At 61.0% G+C, this 8,544-nt stretch carries 8 protein-coding genes; 2 read left to right on the top strand and 6 right to left on the bottom strand.

From position 1 onward, the window contains the following. From ACILRN_RS13875 to ACILRN_RS13865, 3 genes are all read right to left on the bottom strand, one after another. Positions 1 to 454, bottom strand: a 454-nt coding sequence (locus ACILRN_RS13875) for a UvrD-helicase domain-containing protein (protein ID WP_395689233.1), incomplete at its 3' end; no start/stop codon positions are given. A 77-nt stretch (positions 455 to 531) separates the two neighbouring features. Continuing rightward, a complete protein-coding gene (locus tag ACILRN_RS13870; RefSeq protein ID WP_395689231.1) occupies positions 532 to 732 on the bottom strand; it encodes a hypothetical protein in 201 nt (66 codons plus the stop codon). A 90-nt stretch (positions 733 to 822) separates the two neighbouring features. Then, complete coding sequence (locus tag ACILRN_RS13865; RefSeq protein ID WP_395689229.1) at positions 823 to 1,308, bottom strand: thioesterase family protein; 486 nt, start codon at positions 1,306 to 1,308, stop codon at positions 823 to 825. 35 nt (positions 1,309 to 1,343) lie between these two features. On the opposite strand from ACILRN_RS13865, the gene ACILRN_RS13860 reads away from it, so the two are divergent. Further along, positions 1,344 to 2,735, top strand: coding sequence for an FAD-binding oxidoreductase (locus ACILRN_RS13860; protein ID WP_395689227.1), 1,392 nt, complete (start codon positions 1,344 to 1,346; stop codon positions 2,733 to 2,735). Positions 2,736 to 2,767: 32 nt separating this feature from the next. Next, on the top strand, positions 2,768 to 6,523 hold the full coding sequence (locus tag ACILRN_RS13855; protein ID WP_395689225.1) for an AsmA family protein: 3,756 nt from the start codon (positions 2,768 to 2,770) through the stop codon (positions 6,521 to 6,523). Here ACILRN_RS13855 and ACILRN_RS13850 read toward each other — a convergent pair. Genes ACILRN_RS13850 through fumC form a run of 3 tightly spaced genes read right to left on the bottom strand, consistent with a single transcriptional unit; the run spans position 6,506 to position 8,303 of the window. Next, positions 6,506 to 6,730 carry a ribbon-helix-helix domain-containing protein gene (locus tag ACILRN_RS13850; protein ID WP_395689223.1) on the bottom strand — a complete coding sequence of 75 codons (225 nt, stop codon included), beginning with the start codon at positions 6,728 to 6,730 and terminating at the stop codon, positions 6,506 to 6,508. The two genes, ACILRN_RS13855 and ACILRN_RS13850, sit on opposite strands and share 18 nt — an antisense overlap. Further along, on the bottom strand, positions 6,730 to 6,906 hold the full coding sequence (locus ACILRN_RS13845) for a DUF4169 family protein (RefSeq protein WP_395689222.1): 177 nt from the start codon (positions 6,904 to 6,906) through the stop codon (positions 6,730 to 6,732). Before ACILRN_RS13845 ends, ACILRN_RS13850 begins: the two co-directional genes overlap by 1 nt. Positions 6,907 to 6,911: 5 nt before the next feature. Next, positions 6,912 to 8,303, bottom strand: coding sequence for a class II fumarate hydratase (gene fumC, locus ACILRN_RS13840; RefSeq protein ID WP_395689221.1), 1,392 nt, complete (start codon positions 8,301 to 8,303; stop codon positions 6,912 to 6,914). Positions 8,304 to 8,544 lie beyond the last annotated feature (241 nt).

Genomic DNA, 8,544 nt, shown 5'->3' with positions numbered 1-8,544 from the left:
GGTCGTCGCTGTCCAGAATCGAGAAGCCGGACCGCAGCCCCGCCAGCTCGGCATGGTTGCGCAGGATCTTGACGCCGATGGCGTGAAACGTGCCCAGCCAGCTCATGCCCTCGACAGCCCCGCCGATAAGCGCGCCGATGCGGTCGCGCATCTCCCGGGCGGCCTTGTTGGTGAAGGTCACGGCCAGGATCTGCGATGGCCAGGCCTTCCCCGTCGCCAGGATGTGGGCGAGCCGCGTGGTCAGAACCCTGGTCTTGCCGGTTCCGGCGCCGGCCAGCACGAGGAGGGGACCCTCGGTTGTCTCAACGGCAGCCCGCTGCTCCGGGTTGAGCTTCGCGAGATAGGCGGGCTCTGCCTGCTGGCCGAGCGCGCGCTGGGCCAGCCCGCCCGCCCGGATCGTCGGTGCAGGCGGCTCGTCGCCGAAATCGCCAAGGTCGAATGTGTTGCTGCTCATCAGGTCCGACTCGTCCTGATCTATATAGCAACCGCTGGAACGAAATGCGAAAGGCCCCGTCACACCCGGGGGTCATTTTAGGCGGCGCGTCGGGCAACAACCGTTTTGGCATCCGGCGTCAACCTGCGGACAACGGATTGCACCGTCCGCCATGTTTCGGCTGTCTCCATATCACCCATGCGCTCGCACAGAAGGGCGTGTCGTGCCGCCTCCGATTCCGCTCGGTTTCCGTGTGCAAATACAATTGCTTCCGCAAGAAAGCTGAAGTCGTTGTTCATCGGCCTTGCCTCCATGCGCCGTGATTCGTCACGGCATGAGGCTGGTTTGCACTTGCGTCATTGCGCGAATATGACGCCTTTGTGCCAAACCTAAGATTTGCGCGGAATTCCAATACGATGGCCGATTTGCGGCGGCACCGGGAGAGCCCGGTGCGCCTCGCGCATGCCGGCAATTTTTTCAATGATATCAGCAGGAAAGGGTGAAGATTTGCGCAGACCGAGGTCGATGTGCATGACCATGATCTCGACCACGCAGGCCAGCCATCCCTCACCGGCATGGTACATCTGCTGGGCGTAGTGCACCCGCTTGGCGTCATAATCCAGAAACTGGCTCTCCACCCGCACCACGTCGCCAGCATGCAACTCATGCAGGTAGGTATTGTGGCATTCCAGGGTGAAGAAAGAACAGTTCCGTTCCCGAACGTAATCTGCGCCGAGGCCCACGGCGTCGAACAGATCATCCGCAGCCCGGTCGAAAATGACATTGTAGTAGGCCATGTTGAAATGACCGTTGTAGTCTATCCACTGCTCCTCCACCCGCTGTGGGCGGCTCACGAAGGGGGCAGGATAAGCCATCGCAAAATCTCCAGTTTCTGCTAGTTTCTGACTCCATGGATACTCCGGTGAACAAGGCCAGCACAACCAGCACCATTGCCGAGCTTCGGGCGTGGCTGGGCGAGCGTCTATCCACTGCCCCGGCTGTGCGAGAGCAGCATGGCAAGGACCAGACCTGGAACCCGGGCGCAGCTCCGGACGCCGTGGCCTTTGTCACCAGCACCGCCGAGGTCCAGCGCGTCGTGATGACCTGCGCTGCGCATGGTACGCCGGTCATTGCCTATGGCACAGGCACCTCGCTCGAGGGGCACTTCTCGGCACCATTTGGCGGCATCTCGATCGACCTCTCGGGCATGAATCGAATCCTCGAGGTCAATGCTGCCGATCTCGATTGCCGCGTCGAGGCCGGCGTGACCCGCAAGCAGCTCAACACCCATCTGCGGGATCAGGGTTTGTTCTTCCCCGTCGATCCCGGCGCCGACGCCAGCCTTGGTGGCATGACCGCGACCAGGGCATCCGGCACCAACGCGGTTCGCTACGGCACCATGCGTGAGAACGTTTTGAATGTTACGGCGGTAATGGCCAATGGCGAAGTAATACGTACCGGCAGCCGGGCCCGCAAGTCGTCGGCGGGCTATGATCTAACACGCCTCATGGTGGGTTCGGAGGGCACGCTTGGAGTCATCACGGAAGTGGCGCTGCGGCTCTATGGAATCCCGGAATCGATTGTTGCGGCGGTCTGCCCTTTCCCCAGCGTGGAGGCCTGTTGCAGCGCCACGATCACGGCAATTCAAATGGGTCTTCCGGTTGCCCGTATCGAACTTGTCGATGCCGAGCATGTGAAAGCCTTCAATGCCTACTCCAGTCTCGACTTGCTGGTCACCCCCACGCTGTTCCTTGAATTTCATGGCACTGAGGCCTCCGCCCAGGAGCAGGCGGAGACCTTCATGTCGATTGCACAGGAGCTTGGTGGCGGTCCCTACCGCATGGCGCGCAAGGAAGAGGACCGACAGAAGCTCTGGCAGGCCCGTCACGACGCCTTTTGGGCAACCAAGGCACTCATGCCGGGAAAGGAATCTTTCGCTACGGATGTCTGCGTGCCCATATCGCGCTTGGCAGAATGCGTGGTGCAAACCCAGCAGGATCTTGCCAGCAATGGACTGTATGGACCTGTCGTTGGTCACGTGGGCGACGGCAATTTCCATGTTGTGCTTTACTGTGACCGCAGTGACCCGGAGGAAGTTCGCCGGGTCAAGGATGTCTATGGCCGTATGATCGAGCGGGCCATCGCCATGGGCGGAACCTGTACGGGCGAGCATGGCATCGGTTCGGGCAAGCGGGCGTATCTTGAGCGGGAACATGGACCGGCGCTCGCCGTCATGCGCGAGGTAAAGCGTGCGCTTGACCCGGCGAACATCATGAATCCCGGCAAGAATGCTGCCATGTGATTGACGCAATGGGAAGGCAACGGATCTGAGCCATGAAGCTCCGGAACTCGCCAGTCTTCCATTTCGGCATCTTGCTGGTTGTGCTCGTCGTGGGCCTCCTGCTTGCGCCCTTCGTCATCAACTGGAACAGTTACCGCGTTGACCTCGAGGAGTATGGCCGCAAGCTCACCGGTCGCGCAGTCATTATCGAGGGGCCCGTTTCTGCGCGTCTGTTTCCCTGGCCCAGACTTTCGGCAGACGCTGTACGGATTACAAATCCGCCGGGCCTTTCCGGGCCTGACTTTGCCGCGGCCAAACGAGTTACCATCCGCATGACACTCGCCGGGTTGTTGCAGGGAAATCTCGACGTCGAGAGTATCGATGTTGAGGAACCGGTCATCAACCTCGAACGCCGGGCGGAGGGCGACAACAACTGGGAACTGGAGCCAGCTGTCAGTCTGATGGCAGGCGATGTGCTCTCGCGCGTGAGGCTCGACAAGATCTCCTTCACCGGCGGAACCGTGAGATTTCATGATGGCCGCAGGGGCGAGACCATCCGGCTGGGCAATGTTCAGGCTGACGCCGCCTCACCAGGTCTCGATGGTCCCTGGCGATTCCGCGGGTCTGGCGACGTGAACGGTCACGTCGTCGATTTTGCCCTAAACACCGGCCGCTACGTGGCCGGAGAGCCCTTCATGTTTGGGGTGAAGCTCTCCGCCGCTGATCATTCCGGTTATGTCTTCAGCTTTGATGGCGCCCGTGACAGCAGCGGGGTGAGCGGCGACATCCGCGTTGAACCAGCAGCCTCCGATGACGGAAAGACGGATGCCGAAGGCCGGATCAGGCCGTTTCTGTTCAGCGCCCGGGTCGCAGGTGATTTTGACCGGCTTTCGCTCACTAAGATCGAACTGTCCAAGCTCGAGGCAAATGCGACGAGCCCCATCATCACAGGATCTGCCGAGCTGCAGTTGGGTCAGCGCATTCTGGCCGCGGTCAAGCTCGATGCCTCTATCCTTGATCTCGATGAAATGGCAGGAGCGAAATCGCGCAGTTTGCTGCGCCAGGCGGGAAGCCTCGCCGTCGTTGACAGCCTGCTCGGACAGTTGCCGGCAGATATGACCCTTACGGGTAGTCTTGCGGTGACTGCTCTCAAGCTTGATGGCCATAGCTTTGACGCGGTCAGTCTGGATCTGGAGGCAAAACGTGAACGCTTCAACATCAATCGGTTTTCTGCGGGACTGCCTGGCAGATCGGCTATGCTGTTAAGTGGTCACTACGTTCCAGGACCAGGCGGCGGAGAACTGGCAGGCGAGCTTGCCTTCGAGACATCTGATCTTCGCGATTTCACGATGTGGCTCTGGCCTGGTGGTCGGCAGAAGCTTGAAGGCTTGTGGCGGGGAGACAGAGGCCGGTTCAAGATGCAGACGGGATTGAACATGACATCGGCAAAATTCCGCCTGTCTCCAATCGCATTTGAACTGGATGGCGCAGGGGGTTCCGGATCAATCGCAATCAATGCAGCTGGACGCAGGTCGGTTGACCTAGAGCTTGAGACTGATCGCTTGGATCTGGATGCTTATGCGCCGCAGGGCGTTCAGACCTTTGCAGTTGCAGCCGAGGGTGGGGCAGGCGCTTTGTTCGGTTTTCTTCTACCACAGGAAGACATTCCGGATCTGCAGATCAAGATGAAGGCGGGCGAGGTGCAGTTGAATGGCGTCATGGCCCGGGACGTTGCCATCGACCTGCAGTCCAGTGCAAGCGGGCTTGATTTGCGGGCGCTTCGCATTGGAGCGGTCGGTGGCGCCAGTGTCGAAGCCGCGGGCCTAGTGCTGGACGCTGGGCGGGGTGCAGATGGCACATTGAACCTGAATGTCAGCGCGCAAGACCCTCGCGAGTTGCTGAAACTTCTTGGTTTTGGGGCGGGCGACAGCCTGCCGCCATGGGCGCAGCAGCTTGGTCCTTCTTCTTTGCGCTGCGATCTTGGCATCTCGCCCGGCAGCGAGGGCTCAAGGCTTGACGTGAAGCTTGAGGGCAAGTCTGGTGACATCAATGTGTCTGGCAAGGCCAGCGCGGTGCCGGGAGGAAAATTCTCGGCGGACCTCAGTCTCGATGCGCCGAACTCGCGGCCAATTCTGTCATTGTTCGCCATGGGCAGTGAGACCGAGGACGGATTTCCGGGAAGCCTCGCAGTAAAAGCTGAAGGACGCTCCGGCGATGATCTTGAGACCTCGGTTGTCCTGCAGGCTCTTGGCGCCAGGATTGTCTATGGCGGTCGCATGGATCTGCGCAATGATGGGCTGGGGCTCGACGGGCAACTGAATTTCGGCACAACTGATGCGGCCCCGTTGCTGCGCGCGGCAGGCTTCCCGGTCGCGGTTTCGGCCGGAACCGCGCTGGTCGCCGAGACCCCCGTGAACTGGACGGGGGGTCGCTGGGATATGCCGGAAATTTCGGGCCGGTTTGGGCTGCAACAGTTTTCCGGTTCACTTAGCCTTTCTCCGGAGCACGCGGTCGAGGGACGCTTTTCGACAGGGTCCTTCTCGCTGATTGATTTGCTCGCAACTGCTTTTCTGGATTGGTCCGGCGTTGCCAATGGTCTCGAGACGATCTTCGCGGAACGAGCACCCCTCGGCCTCAAGGGTCAGATATCGGTCATGCCGGACTCGCTCCTTGTTTATCCGGGTCTTGTCCTCGTGAACCCCGAGATTGGACTCGAGCTTCAGGAAGGGTCGGTTCAACTCGTCATGCAGGCGAAGGATGCGGCAGGTGATGAAGTTGCCGTTGACCTCCGTTCTGAAGGCAGGGACGCAAGCAGGCGCTGGAGTGCTGCGCTGGGTATTCCAGTCGAACTATCAGGGCCGATGACCCTGGCAGATGGAACAGTCGTCATTGAGGGAAGGGGCCGCATCGACCTGATCGCAGAAGGCGCTGGCCGGAGCCCGGCGGCAACGATGGCGGCCATGCAAGGCCAGGGCAGTTATGAGTTTGAAACCATTCGTCTGGCCGAGGTTTCCGCGGCTGAATTTGCCAGGTCGCTCGCCCGGGCCTCTGATGCCGAGGATGTGAGCCGCACCATGGCGTCACTGCGGAGTGGCGATGGTCTGACGCTCGGTGCTGTGTCCGGCCAGATAACACTGACAGGCGGGGAGATGAGGGTCACGTCGATTGAACGCAACGACAGCCTGGCTGATGTCACTGTCGAGGCGCTCGCTGATCTGGTGCAGGGGGGTATTGATGTCGAGGTCATGCTCAGGCCGAAGTCGCGACCTGGCTTGCCGGCCATGAGCATCGTCTACGCCGGTCCACCCGGCGCTCTGGTCCGGACAGAAGACGCTTCCGCACTTGAGACGGCGCTGGGCGTAAACCTCATGCAGCAGGGGCTGGCGGAGCTCGAACGGCTGCAGGAGGAGCAAGCCCGCCTGCTCCGGCTGGAGGAGGAGCAGCGCCGCGAGGATGAGGTGCGGCTGCAGGCTTATTACGCCCAGCGGGACGAGCTGCTGCTGCGGCGCCGCGAGTTACGGGTGCATGGTGAATTGCAGGCAATCGCGGCTGATCGGCTTCGTCGCCGGATTGAGGCCGAGCGGGCGGCGAATGCCGAGATCAACAAGAGCGAGATCCGTCAGCGTTTGCGCGAGATGAAGACCTGGAGGCGGCTTGCGCAAAATGCAGGCCCGCCCGCAGCCACCGCCAAGCAGCCTGCATCCAGGCCACCCCGCGCACCCGCCAAGCCAGAACCCGTCATTCTGGAGAAGCCGCCAGGCGCTCCGGTGATCATTTCGCCAGCGCCCGGTTCACCGCCCTCGCAATAGCCCCTGCAGTTCCGCCAGCAGCCAGACGCGAGCGGCGCTTGATAGATTGCGTTCGCCCCGTGACGTGTCGATTTCGGCGACCAACGCAGACACGGATGTGTTCCGGCGGTCAGCTGCCTGCTGCAGCGCCTGCCAGAATTCAGGTTCGAGAGAGAGCGATGTTCGATGCCCCGCGATGCTCAGGGAGCGTTTGAAATCCCTGCGCATCAGCGGTCGCGTTTCTTCCCGTCGAGTTCGCCCTTAGACCTGGCGGTGACCGCGGCTGATAGGGCTTTCTCTTCCTTCGAGCGTCCGAAGGCTGCCCGGTTGATGGCGGCCTTCTCGTCTTTTTCAGCCCGCGCCCTTCGCTTGCGGAACAGTTTGAGATTGATGGTGTCTGCCATGGCTATCACGCGGTCGGACCGATCATGTCCTCCGGCCGGACAATCCGGTCGAAGTCATCAGCGGGTATGCCATCCCTGATGGCCTCCTCCCGCAGTGTCGTACCATTCTTGTGGGCCGTCTTGGCAATCTTGGCGGCCCGGTCATAACCATATTTGGGGGCGAGTGCCGTCACCAGCATCAGCGAGCGGTCGAGCGCCTGCCGGATGTTGTCCTCCCGCGCCACGATCCCGACCACGCAATTGTCCGTGAAGCTGAGGGCTGCATCGCTGAGTAGCCGCACCGACTGGAGGAAATTGTAGGCCATGACCGGGTTGAAGACATTGAGCTCGAAGTGGCCCTGCGAACCCGCAAAGCTGAGTGCAGCGTGATTGCCGAAGACTTGAACGCACACCATGGTCAGGGCCTCGCACTGGGTCGGGTTTACCTTGCCAGGCATGATCGAAGACCCGGGTTCGTTTTCGGGAAGCGCAAGCTCCCCGAGGCCTGAACGTGGGCCTGAGCCGAGCAGGCGTATGTCATTCGCGATCTTGAAGAGCGAAACTGCAACCGTATTGATTGCGCCATGAGTCATGACCATGGCGTCATGGGCCGCCAGTGCCTCGAACTTGTTGGGCGCGGAGGTAAAGGGAAGCCCGGTGATGGAAGCGATCTGGTTGGCAACCATTTCCGCAAAGCCGGCCGGTGCATTGAGACCCGTGCCGACGGCGGTTCCGCCCTGCGCGAGTTCCATCAGCATGGGCATGGTCATCTCGATACGCTTGATGCCGTTGGCAACCTGCATGGCATAGCCCGAGAATTCCTGACCAAGTGTCAGCGGCGTTGCGTCCTGCGTGTGAGTGCGGCCAATCTTGATGATTGCCTCCCATTGCCGTGCTTTCGCGTCGAGGGCTGCGTGCAAGTGACGCAAGGCGGGCAGCAGCCGGTGGTAGACTTCCTCGGCGCAGGCAATGTGCATGGCAGTCGGATAGGTGTCGTTGGACGACTGGCTCATGTTGACATGGTCGTTGGGGTGCACGGGGCTTTTGGAACCGAGTGTTCCGCCCATCATCTCGATGGCGCGATTGGAGATCACCTCGTTTGCATTCATGTTGGATTGAGTTCCCGAACCCGTCTGCCAGACAACGAGAGGAAAATGATCGTTGAGCTTCGCGTCGATGACTTCCTGTGCCGCCGACACGATGGCTGTGCCGATCGTCTTGTCGAGGCGTCCGAGGGCCATGTTGGTCGCGGCAGCTGCGCGTTTCACGATGCCCAGGGCGCGTACGATGGGGTCTGGCTGTTTTTCCCAGCCGATCTTGAAGTTGCCGATCGAGCGTTGCGCCTGCGCGCCCCAGTAGCGGGTCGCATCAACTTCGATTGGGCCAAAGGTATCGGTTTCGGTTCGTGTCTTAGCCATGGCTGTCCTTGCGAGTTCTGAGCTCTTGCTATCATGTCCGGCTGCTGCCTTCCAGCCGCTCGCTGCTTGGGTGGGGTCAATTGCCGTTGAGCCGTCAGCGGCGGGCGACTTGCCAGAGGGCGAGCATGCACAGGCACGACCCCAGTGCCGCCACACCAGCTGCGAGCAGCGACGTCTCGGGCGTAGCCACATCAAGCAGAAGCGCCATGAGCAGTGGCGCTGCGGCATTGAGTATAAGGTT

Origin of the sequence: Aestuariivirga sp. (assembly GCF_044238155.1) — a bacterium.
GTDB lineage: Bacteria > Pseudomonadota > Alphaproteobacteria > Rhizobiales > Aestuariivirgaceae > Aestuariivirga.
Note: the sequence above shows the minus strand (reverse complement) of the source record. Positions and strands in the feature narration are given on the sequence as shown.